The following is a 17,362-nucleotide window of genomic DNA, read 5'->3' on the forward strand; positions in this document are numbered from 1 at the left end:
CGAGGACGGGCAGATGCAGCAAACCAATTCCGACGGACCACTCGACCGGGCATTCGCCATCGTTGGCCATGTCGCGGGTCAAGTCAGAGCTGTCTCGGTCGCAGAAATCGCCAATGCGCTCGCTCTCCCGCTGCCCACCGCGCATCGTCTTATCGGAAATCTGGAGCAACGCGGGCTGCTCCAGAAAGCCCTGGGCACGAAGCGCTACGTGGTTGGCAACCAACTGGTCACGCTGTCGGCCAAGGTTATCGGCGCCGCTTTCCGGACCGCGCGCCGGCACGCCGTGCTCCGCGCGGTCGCAGCTGAAATCGGCGAGCAATGCGAGATCGGTGTCGTGCGGGACAATGTCGTTGCCTATGTCGACAGCGTCCGCGTGTCGCAACCGCAGGGGCTTCAATTCAATCCGGGCGAAGCGGCACCGCTCCACTGCACATCGACCGGCAAGATCTACATGACCCGATTGCCGGAACGAGCGCGCGAGAAGCTGTGCCGCGCACTCACGCTCACCAGGTACACCGAGACGACCATCATCGACGTCGAAAACCTGATGAAAGTCCTCGACGAGACCCGCAAACGCGGCTGGGCCAAGACCAACGAAGAATATGTGCGGGGGGTCGTCGGCTGCGCCGTTCCCATCGTGTCTCCGGATCGCGAACTGATCGCTTGCCTGGGCGTCTCCGTTCCCGTGGCACGCGTGAGCTTCGCCGAGTTGGATCGGTTCATAGCTCCACTGCAGAAAGCCGCTGCGTTGCTGTCGGAAACAATCCTCGGGGATGACGAGGATGGAGCAGGCGATGCATCTGAGAAATTCTGATAGCGCACTTGATCGCAGGCGTCCTCGCGATCATGTGGGCCTGGACGAGCGCGGGCTACCATAACGATTGTTTCGACCTGCCGTCCTCGCGCCTGACCGCGGAGCTACGCTCTTTAGCTGCCGTAAATCGGCGGCCGCTTCTGCCAAAAGCCACTCGCGAAAGATCGCAATCTTTGGCAGGGCGGCGGTCGCCTTCGGACCAACAATCCAGTAGGTCTTCGACAGCGGCGAGGACTCCGGGAAAGGCAGTACCAGCCGACCGTTGATCAAATCCCAGGCCGCCAAAGTCGTGCGCGCAAGGGCAATCCCTTGTCCATTGATCGCCGCGTCGATCACCATGCTCGCGCGGTTCAGCACCGGGCCGTGACTGACATCGGCATCATCGATGCCAACACCGCGCAGCCAGTTTGCCCAATCGGATCGGCTGTCGAGGTGAATGAGCGGAAACTTCAGGATGTCAGCGACCCCGCCGATACGGCGACGTCCCGACAGGAGCTTCGGACTGCATACGGCAAAGAGCCGCTCCGCCGACAACCTGACCGCGTCCAGGCCCGGCCAATTACCATCGCCGTGACGCACGGCAAGATCGACATCTTCGCGCACAAAATCGACGTGATGCAGCGTCGCGGAAACGCGCAGATCGATGTCGGAATGCGCTTCGGCGAACTGACCAAGCCGGTGTACCAGCCATTTGGCAGCAAAGTCCGGCGAGGTGCTGACGGTAAGAACGCCGGCGCTTTGCCGCTGAAGCAATCGCTCGGTCCCGGCTGCGATCCGGTCCAGCGCATCGCGCACCACGGCGAGATAATCCCGGCCTGCCTCCGTGATGATCAGACGCTGGCGCTCGCGATTGAACAGCTTGATCGCAAGCTCCGTCTCCAGCGCCTTCACCTGATGGCTCACTGCACCTTGCGTGACACACAGCTCCTGCGCTGCGCGCGTGAAGCTCCCATGCCGCGCCGCCGCCTCAAAGGCTTTCAACGCGTTCAGAGATGGCAAATGCGGGCGCATCGCGAAACATCCGGCAGGTCATTAGAAAAATTCAGGCAGGCCTGAGAAACGATGCTTTGCGGCCTGGGCCTTACTTGCCCTATGAGGCAGTCGGCTTATCGAAATCATGAGGTTTGGAGCCGTCTGATGTCAATCCTTTTTGCCAATACCGCTCTTCTCCAGCGCGCTGGACGCAGGGCAGCAGTCGGAGATCATCAACCCAATTCATGGGTGAAACTCCTGGACAAGTGGTTGTCCTGCAGCGAGCGAGCGCATCAGCGCGCCGACTTGCGCAACATCGCCGATGACCCACACCTGCTCGCCGACCTCGGGCTCACCCGAGACGAAGCTCTAGAGCAGGCGGATAAACCATTCTGGCAATAGACGAACCTAGCTACACACGGGAGGAGAATCATGGCCGAGCCTATCGTTTACGGGTTTCCTCGCAGCACCTTCGTCAACATCGTCCGGCTCGTCCTTACGCACAAGGACGTGTCCTACGTCTTCAACGACCTCGAACCCGTCATGGGCAAGGCCGAACATTTGGCGCTGCACCCGTTCAATCGCGTCCCCATCTTGCGGCACGACGACTTCATCCTCTATGAGACCGACGCGATCGTCGACTACATCGACGAGGTTTTCGCGGGGCCCCGCCTCACGCCGAAGGAACCCCGCGCGCGGGCGCGGATGAACCAATGGATCAGCGCCGTCAACTCCTACTTCTATCCGTACATGATCTACCACGTGACCCACGAACGCCTGGTCTTCCCGGAGCTTGACATCGCCTCCGACGAGAAAGTCGTGGCTCACGCGCTCCCGAAGATCGAAATTGCGCTGGGCGCGATGGAGCGCGAGTTGGCGCATGACGGGGATTACTTGCTCGGGTCCGAGCTTACACTTGCCGACTTCTACATGCTGCCGTGCACCTTTGCCTTTGGACTGACCGACGAAGGCCAATCCATGTATCGGAAATTCCCATCGTTTTGTCGCTGGCGCGCGGGAATGGAGAACCTCTCGACCACACGGACGCTGCGTGCAAGCCTGCCGCCACGCGAGCCTATCCCGCACGCGCGCGAGTGGGCGACCTCGCATCGGCCGAAATGCTGATCTCAGTTGCACTCTGTCTGTGGTGCTTTGCCGAGCGCACCTGACACGACTAAGTTGATCACGCGGGCAACCGCAGGCTTCCCGTCAGACGGTCTCCGCCCAAGCTCTGCGCAACGCTCGATGCTTCGAGGCGGTTGCGCATGAATGGGTCCGACCTTCGTTTCGCCGAATATCCTCGCGCGCAGCCGCCATTCGGCGTCAGCTTTTCGTGCTGGCCGTCTTGTCGAGCGCGGCACGCACGCCGTTGGCGAGCTTGATCGCGTCGTCGTTCGCCCAGAAGTGCATGAAGAAAAGCCGCGGCTGCTCGTCCAGCATGTGGCTGTGAAGCGCCGTTACGCTGATGCCATGGGACCGGAGCGCGATGATCACGGGATTCACCTCGTCGCCGGTCAGCACGAAGTCGCCGGTGATGGCCGCCTTGCCGCCGCCGGTCGGCTGGAAGTTGACACCGGTTGCGACGCCCATGGGCCCGACGGGACTTAACTGCACTCCTTGCTCGGTAATCGGATCGCGGCGGGGAACGTTGAACTGGTAGACGCCGCCGTTGGCCTGCCCCTTGACGCCGATGATCTGGTCGAGTTGCGCAGTATCGAGATCGACGGCAGGCGGAGGGGCCGTCGAAGCCGCCGCCGACAGCGGCGTCTTGCTTTCGGCAAGCGCATCTCGAATGGCGGTCGCGATCTTGACCGGTTCGCCGTGCCCTGCCACGTGCATGTAGAACGTCGCCGGGCTCGCGCCGAGCAGATGATTGTGAACAGCCGTGATCTCCAACCCGCTCTCGATCATCTTCTGCATGACCGGATTGATTTCCGATTCGAGCAGCACCAGATCGCCCATCGCCATGACGCCACCATGTGCAGGCTTGAACGCGACCCAGCCGCCGAGCGCCAGCGAGGGCTTGATGGTTACGCCGTCGAGCGTCACCGTGAGGTCGGTGCGTGGAAAACCATAGCGATGCACGTCGCCGGTGACGGCCGGCTTTCGGCCCAGCGCATCATCGACCTTCTGCCAGTCGACATCCTGCGCGTGAGCGGTCGCGATGAAGCATGCGCCGATGCCCATCAGCAGCAAAATTGTTCTTCGCATTGATCTGCTCCCTCGAGCGAAATCCGGTTTCCGGAGTTCAGTTCTGCTCCCTGATCTGGCCGGCACCGTCGACGAGGAGCCGCACCGGTTTGCCGTTCTTGAGTGCCTTGGCAGTCGTCCCTTCCGCGGTCGACTTGATCTCGCTGACCTGCGTGTAGCCGGCCGCCTGGATCCTGTCGATCAACTCATCTTGAGTCAGCGCACTGGCGGTCGACACGCCAGCTGCGATCGCCGGAAACAGCAGGGTGAGAAGGATTGTCCGTGTTCGCATGGTCGTTCTCCTGGTCATGTCCCGCCCCAGGTGAAGTCCGCTTTTGCGACGCTGCCCTTCTAGATGGCGCAGATCGAGAGGTCGCGCCCCCGGCGCAGGTCCGCCGGGACGCCCTTGTCGGTATGCGCGCCGACAGGCTCCGGCGCGCCGCGCTGGAGCGCTGGGCCGAAACGATTTGTCGGATGAATTCGGGGGTAAGGTGACATGCTGCGCCCTTGGTGAAGATCAGGACGCGATTCTTGGGCATGACGCCTCACGGGGAGATCGCACATCCCCGTTGCTGGAAATAGAAAACCCGGAACGCCAAGCTGTCAACCTGCGCGTCGCGCGAAAGCGCCGGGCAGGCTCCATGAGGCGTTCGCCGTTCGAATGGAACCGCACTACCGTCTTGAAAGCCGAGGACGATCTCACGTAAGGTCGTGCGCATGGGGGCAAATGCAGACCCCCCAAGAGACTTCGGTCCAAGCTCTGCGCAGCACGCACTTCGTGGAGCTTGCGCATGGACACCGAACAACACCTTCCTCTCCGATCCACCGTTGCCATCCTCTCACGCGGCGATGCCGCCGCGCGGGCGGATGCCACACCGCAGAACAGCCGCTTCGTCCGCGTCTTCGAAGCACTCGCCGCTATCGGCATCGAAGCCCGGCCCGTCATCTACGACGAAACCTTTGCCGACGCCGTCCGCGATCAATTGCTTGCGGTCGACGGCGTGCTCGTCTGGGTCGATCCGATCCACCAGGGCAAGACGCGCGTTGAGCTCGATCCCCTGCTCCGCGACGTCGCGGCGCGAGGGCCATGGGTGAGCGCGCACCCGGACGTCATCCTGAAGATGGGCGTCAAGGAGGTCCTCTACAGAACGCGCCATCTGGGCTGGGGCGCCGACACGCATCGCTACGACACGGCGGCAAGCTTCCGCGCCGAGTTTGCGCCGCGCCTTCAGACGGACGGGCCGCGCGTGCTGAAACAAAATCGTGGCAATGGAGGCCAGGGCGTCTGGAAAGTGGAGGCCCTTGCGGAGGCCGGCGCCATGGTTCGCGTACTCCATGCAACGCGCGGCAGCCTGCCGGAGGACATGCCGCTCGATGCCTTCATTGCGCGTTGCGAGCCCTATTTCGGCTGGGGCGGCTGCATCATCGATCAGGCGTTTCAGCCTCGCCTGCCCGACGGCATGATCCGCTGCTACATGAGCGGGTCCAAGGTCGCGGGCTTCGGGCACCAACTGATCAAGGCCTTGATCCCGCCGCCGCCGGAAGGTGTGGACTCGCCCGAGGCGCAACCGGGCCCGCGGATCATGCACGGGCCCGATGCTCCGCAATTCCAGGCGCTGCGAAGGTCGATGGAGGACGAATGGACGCCGCGGATGGTGGAGACGCTCGACATCGATGAATCCTCGTTGCCGGTGATCTGGGACGCGGACTTCCTCTACGGACCTCGCGACGCGGCGGGCGTCGACACATACGTCCTGTGCGAAATCAACGCGAGCTCCTGTTTTGCGATCCCCGAAGAGGCACCGGCGGCGATTGCGCGGACGGTCAAATGCCGCATTCTGCAGACTCAAGGCACCGGTTCCGGCAGATAAAACCGGCGAGCGCGCAACATCATCTCGCACTGCGGCTCGGAGGCTGCTGCACCCTCGCCCAGCAGGCGATGGCGGGAGTTGTCACGCGACAGTAGGACGCAAGCGCAAATCGATGGCCCTCGTTGAAGCTGCGAGTCTCCAGAGCTATCGATCCGGGAAACCTGCTTCGATCGGGAGGAAGGCATGAGCACCATCAACGGTGGCTGTCATTGCGGCGCAATCCGTTATCAGGTCGAGGGCGAAGCGATCGTGCATGCGCTGTGTCACTGTCGCGATTGCAGACTCCACGCCGGCGCACCTGTGGTCGGCTGGACGATGTACGCCGATGATGCTGTCACAGTGACCAAGGGGGAGCCCAAGGTCTACAGCTCCTCGGAACATGGTCGGCGGCACTTCTGCGGCAACTGCGGGACCGGTCTGTTTTACGTCAATGCCAACATGTTGCCCGGAATCATCGATATCCAGAGCGCGACCTACGACGATCCCGATGCTGTCCCCGCGACGGTGCATATCCAGGTCGCCGAGCGCCTCCGCTGGATGGAGCGCGCGCACGAGCTGCCGACATTCGACCGCTATCCACCGCCGCCGTAGCAGCGAGAGGTGATACCGGCCGCGCAAGCATTCGGCGGGGAATCGCCGAGCTGAGCAATGAGCCTAGGGAGCGCAGAGATGACTTCCAAACCGTGGCTTGACTTACTGGGACTGATCAACGGCTTCCACGTGACGCAGGCGCTTCACGTCGCCGCCAAGCTTCGCGTTGCCGATCACCTGAAGGATGGCTCACGCTCCGTCGAGGAACTGGCCACATTGACGAACAGCCATGCCGGCTCGCTCTATCGGCTCCTGCGAGCCCTCGCCGCGATTGGTGTTTTCCATGAGGCTGAAACTCGGACCTTTGCGCTGACACCGATGGCCGATTGCCTGCGTGCCAACTCTGCGACTCCCCTTGGAGCCTGGGCGGAATACGCCGGAAGCGACTATGTCTGGCAAACCTGGGGGAATCTCGAACACAGCATTCTGACGGGTGAGAACGCCTTTCAATACGTCCACGGCAAGGGAATTTGGGAGTATCGCACCGAGCGTCCCGAACAAGGCGCTGTGTTCGATCGGGCAATGACCGAGCTGTCGCGTGGAAGCGCCGAGGCCGTCATCGCCGCCTATGATTTCTCCTCCTTCGGCCGCGTCGTAGACGTCGGCGGCGGGCGCGGATTGATGCTGAGCGCCATCCTGAGAGCCCACACTCGGATGCGTGGCACGTTGTTCGATCTGCCCGGCGTTGTTGCCGGTGCAAAGACTGTATTGTCCGAGCAAGGTGTCATCGATCGCTGCGATGTGGTCGGGGGAAGCTTCTTCGAGGCGGTGCCCGTGGGCGGTGACGCCTATGTCATGCGCGTGGTGATCCATGACTGGGAGGACGAAGAGGCCATCGCGATTCTGAAATCCTGCCGGCGCGCAATGGCAGAGACGGCAAAATTGATCCTCATTGAACGGATTGTCGCGCCCCCAAACGAAATGCCGGCAACAAAGTTCAGCGATCTGAACATGCTGGTCCTGCCTGGCGGGCGAGAACGAACCCGGGAGGAGTTTGGAACCCTCTTGTCAAAGTCAGGCTTCGAACTGACCCAAATTGCCCCTGCGGGCAACATCAACGTCATCGAGGCACGGCCACACGCATAGCGGCGATGCTTCGCATTGCGTGATCCCTCACCTCTCAATGCGCCCCGCACCGGCAGTTCTCGTAATCGACGGGATCATGGCTGTTGACGATCCTCACGCGGCCGCCGTGGTCGAGCTTCAGCGCGCGCAGCCGCGCCTGGTTGGCGATCCGCTGCTTGCGGTCCATGTCGGCGCGGCGCTGGAAATAGCCGAGCACCAGCGGCATGCGCGGGGATGCCGCGAGCTGGCCGTGATGAAAATAGCTGTCGCCGGCATGCAGCAGCCATGTGTCGCCTGACCGGACCGCGATGCCGCAATGGCCGAGCGTATGGCCGGCGAGCGGGATCATCAGGATGTCCGCTTCGCTGTCGCCGAGCGCCCGCACGCCCTTGAAACCGAACCAGTCTTCGCCGGCTTCGCCATAGAACGTCCAGCTCGGTCCATGGCTCCACTGCCCGGTGACGTAGCGTCCTTCCGGCGGTGCCGGCTTGCGCTGCACCGCCATGTCGTATTCGGCGCGATGGACGTGGATCGCGGCATGGGGAAAGTCGGGCACACCGCCGGCGTGATCGCGATCGAGATGGGTCAGCAGCACGTGGCGTACATCGGCGGGCGAATAGCCGAGCGCCTTCACCTGCTCGACCGCCGTCTCGGACGGATCGAGCCGTGGCGCGGTCTGGCGCAGCCAGCGCCGTCCGAGCCGGTCAGGGGCTGCGATATCGCCAAGCCCGATGCCGGTATCGACCAGGGCAAGCCCGTCACCCGTCTCGATCAGCAGGCAGTGGCAGACCATGCGGGCGCGCTGGAACAGGCCGCCGGTGCCGTTCACCAGGCGGCGGCCCATCGGGCACATCGTGCCGGTGTTGAGATGATGGATTTTCATGGAAGTCCTCGCCCGTTGTGACCAGGGCGTTCTTGCCATCGTCAGATCCATAGGTAAAATATTGAATATTGATCATATCTCTAGGTATATCCTATGGACATCCGCGAGCTTCGCTACTTCGCCGCCGTCTATCGCGCGCGCAACTTGACCGCCGCGGCGCGCGCCTGCTTCGTGTCGCAGCCGTCGATCTCCACCGCGATCACCAATCTGGAGGCCGAGCTCGGCACCACGCTTTTCATCCGGCACAAGAAGGGCGTCGCGCCCACCGCCTCGGCCGAGCAGTTTCACGCGCTGGCCCGCCGCATCATCGACGAGGCCGACGCCGCGCGCAGCCTGTTCAGAAAGCCGGCGATCAGGACGACGGTGACGCTCGGCCTGATGCGCACGCTCGACGTGCCCCGAACGATCGCGCTGCTGAAGCCGCTGACGGCGCGCAGCGACATCGCGCTGCGCCTCGTCGGCAGCGACGAGCGCGCCGATGCGCGGATCATCTCGAAAAACATGCTGCGCGCCGACGAGCATTTCGTCGCGCTGTGGAGCGAGCGCTATGTCGCCGCCTTGCCGCCGTCGCATCCGCTGACGCTGAAGGACAGGCTCCGGACCGCCGATCTCGCCGGTGCTGCCATGATCGACCGCTGCCATTGCGAGCAAAGCGAATTCTTCGGCCGCGCCGCGCAGCGGCGCCAGAGCGCGGCGATCGCGCAATCGGAGGATTGGGCCATGGCGCTGGTCGCCGCCGGCGTCGGCATCGCCATCGTCCCGGAGGGCGTGGCGAAGGGCAATCCAGACATCGCCGTGCGCGAGATCGAGGTCAAGGTCAGGCGCGAGGTCGGCCTCGCCTATCGCGCGTCAGTGCCGCTGGCGGACGCGCTGAAGGACTTCGTCGCAAAGCTCCAGAAGCAGCGCAGCTCGGATCGAACCGCGCGCCGGCCCGGCGCGCGCAAAACGCCTGGCACGGCACGCTGACCGCGATCACGTCGCATCGCTGGCACAATTCTCACGACTATCCGAGCAGGCCCTTCAGGCCGGCGTAAATGGAGCCGACCGCCGTTGCGGCGATGCCGGCCAGCGGCCCCGCAGTCTGCATGAGGTCCTGGATCAAGCGAGCCCGGCGGCGCAATTGCTCTTCGCCGACATGCTGTCCAAGCAGGCGCGCCATCCTGAAGGCGAACGCGTTGGGCTTGCCGCCCTGGGCAAGCACGCGCGGCAGCACCTGGAAGATCAGGACGCCCAGGATGTTTCCGGAGACGAAGGCCAGCAGGATGCTCGCTCCGTATTCGAACACTTCCCGCCATTCAATCCACACGGCCGGCAGGATCGGGACACGATCGTGGATTCCGGTGACCGTCAGCATCGACAGAATGCTGACGCTCGCAGCCAGGAACGCCAGCACGAACGCTCCCACCGCCGAAACCCTGTGCAGGGGATAGGCCACGAACCCGAACAGCAGCGGGATCACGATCGACGCGATCCGAAGCGGGATCGGAGAGAGGTTGAAGGTGATGGTCACCAGGACATGCGCGACCGTCAGCAGCAGCGATGGAATGACGACATAGAGGACCGCATGCGTTCCGAAATATCGCAGCGGATTCTTGTACCGCTCGAGGCGGACGTTGACCCGATCGAGATCCCGCCTGAGCCTGTCCAGGTCGGCGACGATGTCGTCGATCTCGCGAAGCGTCGGTCGCACGACGCGCAGATCGCGCGAACAGTGCTTGCACGCGATGGCTTCGTCCTTGATCGTCTCGGCGCAGAACGGACATTCCATCGTCAGCGCGGCTTCCTGCGCCGCATGATGGCCTCGACTTCGTCTCTGGCCTGCCTCAGCTCGTCGCGCAGCTCGTCACGCTTGCGCCGCAGATCGTCCCGTTCCGCGATCAGCGTGGCGGGAACGGCAATATCGCGCCCACAGGACGCGCAAACCAGCGCGCCTTCCGCGTTGGCGGATTGGCAGTACGGACACGTCACTTGGGCGCAACCTTCAGCGTGAAGATCGCCGTGCCCGGCCGGCCGTCACTGTCCTTGATGTCGACGCGAACGGTGTATTCGCCCGGCGGCAATTCCGCGTCCTGCATGTTGATGCCGTCGGGCTGGACAAACGGCTTGACCCGGGCGGTCAGATCGACATTCGGCGAACGCAGAAAGATCACCTTGACCGATTCCGGATCGATCTTCGCCCCACCGTACGACTCGAACTTCAATACCAGCCGCAAGGGTGAGTTGACGGAATCGCCGGGCGAGACGAATTCCACCTTCGGACCACGCATGATGCCGCGCCGGTCCGCGGCAATCGCCCCCTTCGGAGGCGGCAGCCTGGCCTCCTCTTCGGTGATCAATTGTGTTGCCGCTCGCGCCGCTCCCGAAAACAGCAGGCCCCCCGCAATGAGCCCAAGCAAGATGGTCCGCTTCATTTCCCGTCCGATCCTTCCCTCACCTGCCATCAACGTACACCGCCGTCACCGATGATCGTGTACGGCGCCCAGAACAGCGGATGCGCATAGGCGAACTCGGTCTTGCCTTCGCCATTGAGATAGCCGGCGCCATCGACGAGGGCCATCATCGCCGCGCGCAGCGCTTCGCTCCGCGACAGCTTCGGATCGTCGGCCTGCCGCTTGAACAGGTCGGTCACCAGCTGCCGCGCCGATTGCGAATGCACCGACCAGTTCGTCACCAGCAGCGCCCGCGTTCCGGCATAGAAGAACGCCCGGCCAAGCCCGGATGCCGCTTCGGCCCCTGCACCGGCACCTGCGCCGGTATTGCAGGCCGACAGGATGACCCAGTCGGCATCGAGCTTGAGGCCGAGAATCTCCTCCATCGTCAGGAGGCCATCTCCGCCCTCGCCCGTCACGGTCGGGGACGACAAGGCGAGCGCCGGCTGCGTCAATCCATTGAGCTCGCCCGGGACCAGGCCGTGGGTGGCGAAAGCCAGGATCCTGAAGCCCGAGAGATTCATCGTCTTGACGGCGTTCTCGGTCGCACTCTTGCCGAGGAACAACACTTTTGAAGGATCCGCCTGCAACGCGAGCGCGATCGACTTCAGCTCATCGGCCGTGTCGGGAAGCCGGGGCAACAGGCCGAGCTCGGCACTGTCGACGCCGTCGAGCTTCGGGCTGTTGCGGCGCTTCAGCGGCATGCCGCGGGTGACGTTGCCGCCGGCATCGGCCACCTCAACCTTGGCGCCGCCAGTTTCAGCCTCGGCCTGCTGGTCCTTGTTGAAATAGGGATCGCCGAACGCCACGAGGTCGCCGCGCCCGGGCTTGCCCGGCGGCAACTGCCGCAACGTGCGCAACGCGGCCGCGGATGGCACCGTCGACACGGCATGGGTTCGGGCCAGCCACGGTACCTTGCGGTAGCCGACGAACAGCGGGTCCTCGTCCGCGGCCACCTCCGCCGGTGCGGTCGGCAGCAGCGAGAGGGGCAGCAGGCCCAGCGCGCCGTTGGTGACCACGATCAGGTTCTTGGCCGGCTTCCATCCGCTCTCAACCGGCTTCAGCAACAACTCGTAGAGCTCGTAGCCGAGTTTCAGATCGAACGGCGGAATGTCCGAGATCATCGCGGCCTGGGGCTCGAGCGCCTCACGAAGCTTACGAATCTTGGTCTCGATATCGCCGATCTTGGCGTTGACGGCTGCGAACGCCACCGCCCCTGACTTCGGCACGGCCCAGACGAAGCTGCCGTTCTGGCCGAAATAGAACGACAGCATGGCCTCGTCGTCGGCCAGCGTCGCACGAATCTCGGCGACGCTCGGCGGCTTGGGCGACACGAGATCGGCGTAGATCGGGAACTTCTGCTTGATCTCCTGGCGCGCCTTGTCGCGCTGGCCGCGCAAGGCGGCAATCGAAGCCTGGATTTGTGCAACGCCTTTCTCGTCGCGTTCCGCCGCCGGAAGCGCGAGCACATTGTTGAGCGTGCCGAGCTGGGCGTTGACCTGCTTGGTCAGATCCTGCGCCATGCGCACGAGCTCGGCGAGCGCCGGATCCTTGGCCGCCGCGCGCGCGCTCGAAGCTGCCAATGCTTGCTGGACCGAGCGACCACGAACGGCATCGGCGAGGCCGAAGGTCTCCTCGCCAACGCTGCTGCCGGTGCCCTCGGCCCGCGCGAGCAGCGCCAGATAGCTTTCGACAATGGTTTGCAGCCGCTGGCTGCGCGCGGCCACCACGGTGGTATTCTCATCGTCGGCGTTCTCGTTCGCGCTCGCCATCATGATCGGGATGGCAGCCTTGAACTCGCGGATCGCCTCGGCATCGCGCCGCGCCCGCATCAGACCGACGGCCAACGTGCCGCGCGCGGACGCGGCATCGAAATGATTTTCACCGACGCGCCCGACCTGCTTCTTGACGAGCTGCTCGGCCGCCGCAATGCCGGCGTCCAGCTGTCCGGAGTTGTAGAGCGCGAGAATGCGCGACGGATTGAGCTCGAAGACCTGGCGGCGCTGCGGATCCCACTTCGCGATCGCCTGGTCGATCCGCGCAAACATGGCGTTGGCTTCGGCGTTCTTGCGCTGAAGGCTGAGAATGCCGGCGAGCTGGGACAGCAACTGCACCGTCGACTGCGAATCGTCCGGCACGCCGACGGTCTTGCTGATGTCGAGGGCGACGCGGCCGAGCTGCTCGGCTTCCTCGTAGCGGCCCTGATCGACGAGAATACCGGCGAGCCCCATCACGAAACGCGGCGTCACCGGATTGTACTTGCCGGTGTCCTTCAGGCGCGCCAGCAGCGCCCGGCGCGCGTCGACCTCGGCTTCGGCGAGCCGTCCCTGCCGCGCCTTCATGCGCGCCTGGTTCAGGACGAGGCCGTCGACAACCTGGAGCAGCAGTGTCTCAGCAGGCGGATTGTCCAGCTCCAGAACCCCCTTGTTGCCGGCGCGCTTGCGCATCTCGCCGGTGCGATAGGCGGCCTCGGCTTCGGCGAACTGGCCGCGCGCCTCGAAGATCTGACCGCGCGACATCTCGATCTCGCCTTCCCAGTTCTGGCCCAGCTTGGAATAGCTGGCGCGCCAACCAGGAAGCCCGCTGGTGCGCGCTTCCTGGATCGCGGTCAGGCTGCGACGGAGATAGGCTTCGGCCTGCGGGACGTCGCCCATCTGCAGGAGGATGGACGCAATCGTACGGTTGGCATTGAACACGTAGCCCTTCGCGCCCGGCGTATTGGCTGTCTCGCGCAATAGCCTTTGCATGACCTCCAGCGCGCGCTTGGGATCGCCGGCGAGCGAATACTGCACCGACTGCAGCTGCATCAAACGCCCCAGCAAGTTCGGGCTGACGGCTCCGCGGCCGACCTCCACCGCCTTGTCGGCATCGGCGATGGATTCGGCGAGCCGGCCGAGTTGCGAGCGCGCATTGGCGCGATCGAAGTAGAATTGCGCGAGATCCTGGCGCGACTCCTTGCCCGTCGGTGCGGCATCGGCATCCGCCTTGAGCTCGGCGATCAGCTTCGCATCGGGCTTCTCGCCATCGAGAATGGCCGTGATATCGGAGATGTTGCGCGGTGGCGCGACGAAATCCTTTGGCAGCGCAGTGCCCGGATCGAGCTTGGGCGCCGCCTCTTTCGGCATTTCGACGGCGACATTGGCGCGCCCGTTCGCGGCGTTGAGGGCCGCCATCACGCAGGCCCTGACCTGGGGCGAGGCCTTGGCGCGACACCCCTCTATGTCGGCACCGGCCTTGCGACCTCCCTGGGCCTGCATGCACGCGTGCACGATCGGCTTGCCGACGGTCATCCGGCAGTTCTCGATCGCCGCCTCTTTGGTCAGCGCGGCGGCCGAGCCGGTCAACCCCAGCAGGAGGGCAAATGCCAGCAGCATTCGCGGTGGAGAAAAATTCGGTGCGGATTCAAACGGAGTCCCGGAATCTGAGCTCATCCCAAAATTCCTTCGCGTAAAAATGACTTGGTGCAACCAGATGATCCTATCGATATAGCGTCGAAGAACAAGCGCCAATCAGATCGGTACGCGGATATGCTCAACGGGGCTGGCGGCTGCGCCAGGCACGAGTTCCCGAACCCCCTGCAGCGGTGGCGCCTTGGCGCGCTCGTCGCGCTGGTTGCAGGGTCGGTCGCAGCCTGGAGTACTGGCGGGGCCGCCGCGCGGGATGGGCTGCAATGGACCCCTGTGGTCTGGGCTGCCGGGGCGATCTACCGCGGAGCAACAATTGCGTCCGACCTTGTTCTTCCCGGTGCAGCCGAGAGCATCGACCAATTTGTCGCACCGCGCATGGCGCTGCTCAAGCCGGACGGCGCCGGCCCGTTCCCTGCCATCGCGCTCCTGCACGGACGTCACGCAGGACTCCGAGCGCAGACTGTTCGCGTTCCTCGAACGTGCGATGCCGAAGCAATTGCCGCGGGTCAGCCCTTCGAGATGACCGCGCGGCCGTAGGGCGGCTGCGCTTGGACCGGCGGGTTGGCGGTCTGGGCGGCGAGCTCGCCGATCAGGCGGTCGGCATCGGCGGCCATGCCGTCAGGCGCCTGGATCACCAGGCGCTCCAGCGCCCAGCGATAGGAGGAGACGCGCTGCTCGAGGCACTGCTGCACCCACTGGATGATCAGCGAGTTCTCCTGCATGCGCTCGACCGCATCCTCCCTCTCCTTCGGCGAGAGGGCGGAGACGCGCGCCATGCTGGCATTGCGCTTCTTGTCGAGATCGATGACGCGGATCGCGGAGCCGAAGAACGGCTCGAAACGGGTGGTGTCGTTGCGCACGTCCTCGATCAGCTGGGCATAGCGCGAGGAATGCGAACGGTGCGGCTCGTCGATCAGCGTGCGCCCGTACATGGTGCGGTCGAACACGACCTTCTGCCGCCACGGTGACGGCAAGGCCTTGTAGTCGCCGAACACGCTCTTCCATGCGGGGCGCGACAGCGGCGGCTCGATCAGGGGATAAGCGAGGTCGCGGAGCTGGCGCTCCTCGTCGGTGAGCTGGAATTGCGACGGCCTCAACCCGACGCTCGCGGTGACCTCGGCGCCGAGCCAGCGATGCATGTCGTCACTGCGCATGCTCTCGCGGGTGCGGCCGAAATCGCCGCCACTACAGGCGCCGAGCGCCGCACCGAGCAGCGTGAGCAGGACGGCCGATACGAAGGGCCGGATCTGGCGGATGGTGTCCGGCATTGCAAGAGCCGGATCTAGCGGCGACGACGACGGCGCCCCGGCGCTGTGCCCGCTTCCGGCCCACGATCGCCGCTGGTTTCGTCCGCCTCGCGCTCGATGCGGATCACGGGAAGGATCAGAATCGTCCCCATGTCCGCGCGCGGTGTGACGTCCCCCGACGAGCCTACCCGGCGACCGGCCGGAAATTCGATGATGGTCCCCATGTCAGCTCTCTTCAATTGCCGCGCGACCAAACGCGCCCCAGCAACATGCGGATCATTAAGATCAGCTCATGGTTAACGGGGTGTAAAGATGGCCTTTGGACCGTAACCGCACGGAACCGGATGCGCCGTCCCGTTGCGGCACGACAATGCCTGGAATTGCAGGGCCGGCTTCACGCCTCGTTTTCCTTAACGAGGCTTTAAAAGAACCTGCGCTATGCTCGTCCGCGAGTCTCTTTTCCGAGTTGCGTACGCCTCCATGACCAAGTCGCTGTTTCCCGGATTCGACGGGCTGATGACCCTCTCCCGTCGCGAAGGCGTCGATGTTCGCCCGACGCTGCTGCGCGTGCTGACCGACCTCTATGTCCAGACGCGTGTCCACAGCGAGGACGAACAGCGGCAATTCGTCGAACTCGCCACGCGATTGATCGACCAGGTCGACGATGCGACGCGCGCCGCCGTCAAGGCGCGGCTTGCGGTCTATCCATCGACGCCGGTCCCGATCCTGCAGAAGCTCGGGCTGGTCGCCGCCCAGGAAGGCCGCAGGGTTCCGCTCGCGCGCGAAATCCCGGCGCCCGCGCCGGAGCCCTCCCCGCCGACCGAGGCCGAGCAGCGCATGGCCTCGAACATGGCGATGCAGCCGACGGACGCTGCCGAAATCCATGACATGTTCTTCGGCGCCGATGCGTCCCAGCGCGCGATGATCCTGCAAAATCTGGAGCAGACGCCGCTGAAGGCCGCGCCGCGGATTCCGACCGTGCGCGCCAAGCGCGCGATCCAGATCCTGGAGATGGCGGCGATCGCGGGCGACGTCGAGAATTTCACCTACGAGCTCGGCGACAGCCTGATCCTGCCCTCGCGCGTCGCGGCCCAGATCGTCGACGATCCCGGCGGCGAAGCGCTCGCGGTCGCAGCGCGCGCGCTCGACATGCCGAGCCCGAACTTCCAGCGCATTCTCCTGTTCTTCAAGCCGGAGATCGGCAACTCCGTGAACGACGTGTACCGGCTGTCGCGGCTCTACGATCGCCTCGGCGAGCGCTCCGCGCTGGTGATGCTGGCGGCCTGGCGCGGCTCCACGCTCGCGGTCACGCGCGCAAAGTATCAGTCGTCGCTGCACGATGGCGAACGCCAGCGTGCGCGTGCGGGCGCAAGCCAGACGCGGCCCGGCGTGCAGCCCGGCTCGAGCCCAACGGTGCGGACCGGCACCGGCGGGTCGTCGGACCGGTAGTTCGCTGACGCTCGGCTCCACAGGCGGTGACATCGAGAGCAGGGCGCGCGACGCCCCCGAGTTCGTCATTGCGAGGAGCTCTTGCGACGAAGCAATCCAGAATCCCTCCGCGGAATGATTCTGGACTGCTTCGCGGAGCCTGTCATCGGGCCGCGCTTTGCGCGGACCCGTTGGCTCGCAATTGTGCATGTTCACTAATTCGCTGATTGGATCGCTCCGCTGGAGGACGGATCCGATGCGCGACAATAGCTACGACCGGACGATTGAGCGCAACTATCTGCAGAAGTGGCGTTTTCTGATTCCGGAGTATGAGGCGGTGAAGGCTGGGCGATCGCCGCTGTTCAAGCGGGTTGGCGACTTCTACCGGCACCACGGGACCTGCTCGCAGACGTTCCGCAAGTATTACAATCGGTATCTGCGGAGTGGCGAGGAAGTGGATCTGCT

The 17,362-nt window shown here is 64.3% G+C and carries 19 protein-coding genes; 9 read left to right on the forward strand and 10 right to left on the reverse strand.

What is annotated here, in order from left to right:
* Positions 1–13: 13 nt before the first annotated feature.
* Positions 14–814, forward strand: a complete 801-nt coding sequence (locus tag A3M7_RS0130145; protein WP_027547270.1) for an IclR family transcriptional regulator — start codon at positions 14–16, stop codon at positions 812–814.
* A gap of 30 nt (positions 815–844) precedes the next feature.
* Here the strand turns inward: A3M7_RS0130145 and A3M7_RS45100 are convergent, their stop codons facing one another.
* Positions 845–1,825: a transcriptional regulator GcvA gene (locus tag A3M7_RS45100; protein WP_049823760.1), complete on the reverse strand. Its 981-nt coding sequence runs from the start codon at positions 1,823–1,825 to the stop codon at positions 845–847.
* 126 nt (positions 1,826–1,951) lie between these two features.
* On the opposite strand from A3M7_RS45100, the gene A3M7_RS48960 reads away from it, so the two are divergent.
* Both A3M7_RS48960 and A3M7_RS0130160 read left to right on the forward strand, forming a co-directional pair.
* Complete coding sequence (locus A3M7_RS48960) at positions 1,952–2,188, forward strand: DUF1127 domain-containing protein (RefSeq protein WP_156937008.1); 237 nt, start codon at positions 1,952–1,954, stop codon at positions 2,186–2,188.
* A 30-nt stretch (positions 2,189–2,218) separates the two neighbouring features.
* A complete protein-coding gene (locus A3M7_RS0130160; protein ID WP_027547271.1) occupies positions 2,219–2,911 on the forward strand; it encodes a glutathione S-transferase family protein in 693 nt (230 codons plus the stop codon).
* Between the two features lie 198 nt (positions 2,912–3,109).
* Here the strand turns inward: A3M7_RS0130160 and A3M7_RS0130165 are convergent, their stop codons facing one another.
* Both A3M7_RS0130165 and A3M7_RS0130170 read right to left on the reverse strand, forming a co-directional pair.
* Positions 3,110–3,997, reverse strand: coding sequence for a DUF1259 domain-containing protein (locus A3M7_RS0130165; RefSeq protein WP_027547272.1), 888 nt, complete (start codon positions 3,995–3,997; stop codon positions 3,110–3,112).
* A 37-nt stretch (positions 3,998–4,034) separates the two neighbouring features.
* Positions 4,035–4,268: a hypothetical protein gene (locus A3M7_RS0130170; protein ID WP_027547273.1), complete on the reverse strand. Its 234-nt coding sequence runs from the start codon at positions 4,266–4,268 to the stop codon at positions 4,035–4,037.
* A 499-nt stretch (positions 4,269–4,767) separates the two neighbouring features.
* Here A3M7_RS0130170 and A3M7_RS0130175 point away from each other — a divergent pair, with 499 nt between their 5' ends.
* The 3 genes from A3M7_RS0130175 (at position 4,768) to A3M7_RS0130185 (ending at position 7,524) form a co-directional block, all read left to right on the forward strand.
* Positions 4,768–5,847 (forward strand): Cj0069 family protein, encoded by a 1,080-nt coding sequence (locus A3M7_RS0130175; RefSeq protein WP_027547274.1) that lies wholly within the window; start codon positions 4,768–4,770, stop codon positions 5,845–5,847.
* 183 nt (positions 5,848–6,030) lie between these two features.
* Positions 6,031–6,438 (forward strand): GFA family protein, encoded by a 408-nt coding sequence (locus tag A3M7_RS0130180; protein ID WP_027547275.1) that lies wholly within the window; start codon positions 6,031–6,033, stop codon positions 6,436–6,438.
* Positions 6,439–6,516: 78 nt separating this feature from the next.
* A complete protein-coding gene (locus A3M7_RS0130185) occupies positions 6,517–7,524 on the forward strand; it encodes a methyltransferase (RefSeq protein WP_027547276.1) in 1,008 nt (335 codons plus the stop codon).
* A 34-nt stretch (positions 7,525–7,558) separates the two neighbouring features.
* Here the strand turns inward: A3M7_RS0130185 and A3M7_RS0130190 are convergent, their stop codons facing one another.
* Positions 7,559–8,386, reverse strand: coding sequence for an MBL fold metallo-hydrolase (locus A3M7_RS0130190; RefSeq protein WP_027547277.1), 828 nt, complete (start codon positions 8,384–8,386; stop codon positions 7,559–7,561).
* Between the two features lie 93 nt (positions 8,387–8,479).
* On the opposite strand from A3M7_RS0130190, the gene A3M7_RS0130195 reads away from it, so the two are divergent.
* On the forward strand, positions 8,480–9,352 hold the full coding sequence (locus tag A3M7_RS0130195; RefSeq protein ID WP_027547278.1) for a LysR family transcriptional regulator: 873 nt from the start codon (positions 8,480–8,482) through the stop codon (positions 9,350–9,352).
* A 37-nt stretch (positions 9,353–9,389) separates the two neighbouring features.
* Here the strand turns inward: A3M7_RS0130195 and A3M7_RS0130200 are convergent, their stop codons facing one another.
* The 6 genes from A3M7_RS0130200 to A3M7_RS0130230 form a co-directional block, all read right to left on the reverse strand.
* Entirely contained in the window at positions 9,390–10,154 is a 765-nt protein-coding gene (locus tag A3M7_RS0130200) for a hypothetical protein (protein WP_027547279.1), read from the reverse strand.
* A 2-nt stretch (positions 10,155–10,156) separates the two neighbouring features.
* Positions 10,157–10,354 (reverse strand): hypothetical protein, encoded by a 198-nt coding sequence (locus A3M7_RS0130205; protein WP_027547280.1) that lies wholly within the window; start codon positions 10,352–10,354, stop codon positions 10,157–10,159.
* Complete coding sequence (locus A3M7_RS0130210) at positions 10,351–10,797, reverse strand: hypothetical protein (RefSeq protein ID WP_027547281.1); 447 nt, start codon at positions 10,795–10,797, stop codon at positions 10,351–10,353. The genes A3M7_RS0130205 and A3M7_RS0130210 overlap by 4 nt, the downstream gene beginning before the upstream one ends.
* A 29-nt stretch (positions 10,798–10,826) precedes the next feature.
* Complete coding sequence (locus A3M7_RS0130215; RefSeq protein ID WP_027547282.1) at positions 10,827–14,246, reverse strand: CHAT domain-containing protein; 3,420 nt, start codon at positions 14,244–14,246, stop codon at positions 10,827–10,829.
* Between the two features lie 482 nt (positions 14,247–14,728).
* Positions 14,729–15,490, reverse strand: a complete 762-nt coding sequence (locus tag A3M7_RS0130225) for a hypothetical protein (protein WP_027547284.1) — start codon at positions 15,488–15,490, stop codon at positions 14,729–14,731.
* Between the two features lie 14 nt (positions 15,491–15,504).
* A complete protein-coding gene (locus A3M7_RS0130230) occupies positions 15,505–15,693 on the reverse strand; it encodes a hypothetical protein (protein WP_027531082.1) in 189 nt (62 codons plus the stop codon).
* A 256-nt stretch (positions 15,694–15,949) separates the two neighbouring features.
* Between A3M7_RS0130230 and A3M7_RS0130235 the strand changes: the two genes are divergently transcribed.
* Positions 15,950–16,918, forward strand: a complete 969-nt coding sequence (locus A3M7_RS0130235) for a DUF2336 domain-containing protein (RefSeq protein WP_027547285.1) — start codon at positions 15,950–15,952, stop codon at positions 16,916–16,918.
* 235 nt (positions 16,919–17,153) lie between these two features.
* Positions 17,154–17,362, forward strand: a 209-nt coding sequence (locus A3M7_RS0130240) for a hypothetical protein (protein ID WP_156937009.1), incomplete at its 3' end; no start/stop codon positions are given.

This window comes from Bradyrhizobium sp. WSM2254, from assembly GCF_000472645.1.
Classification (GTDB): Bacteria; Pseudomonadota; Alphaproteobacteria; order Rhizobiales; family Xanthobacteraceae; genus Bradyrhizobium; species Bradyrhizobium niftali.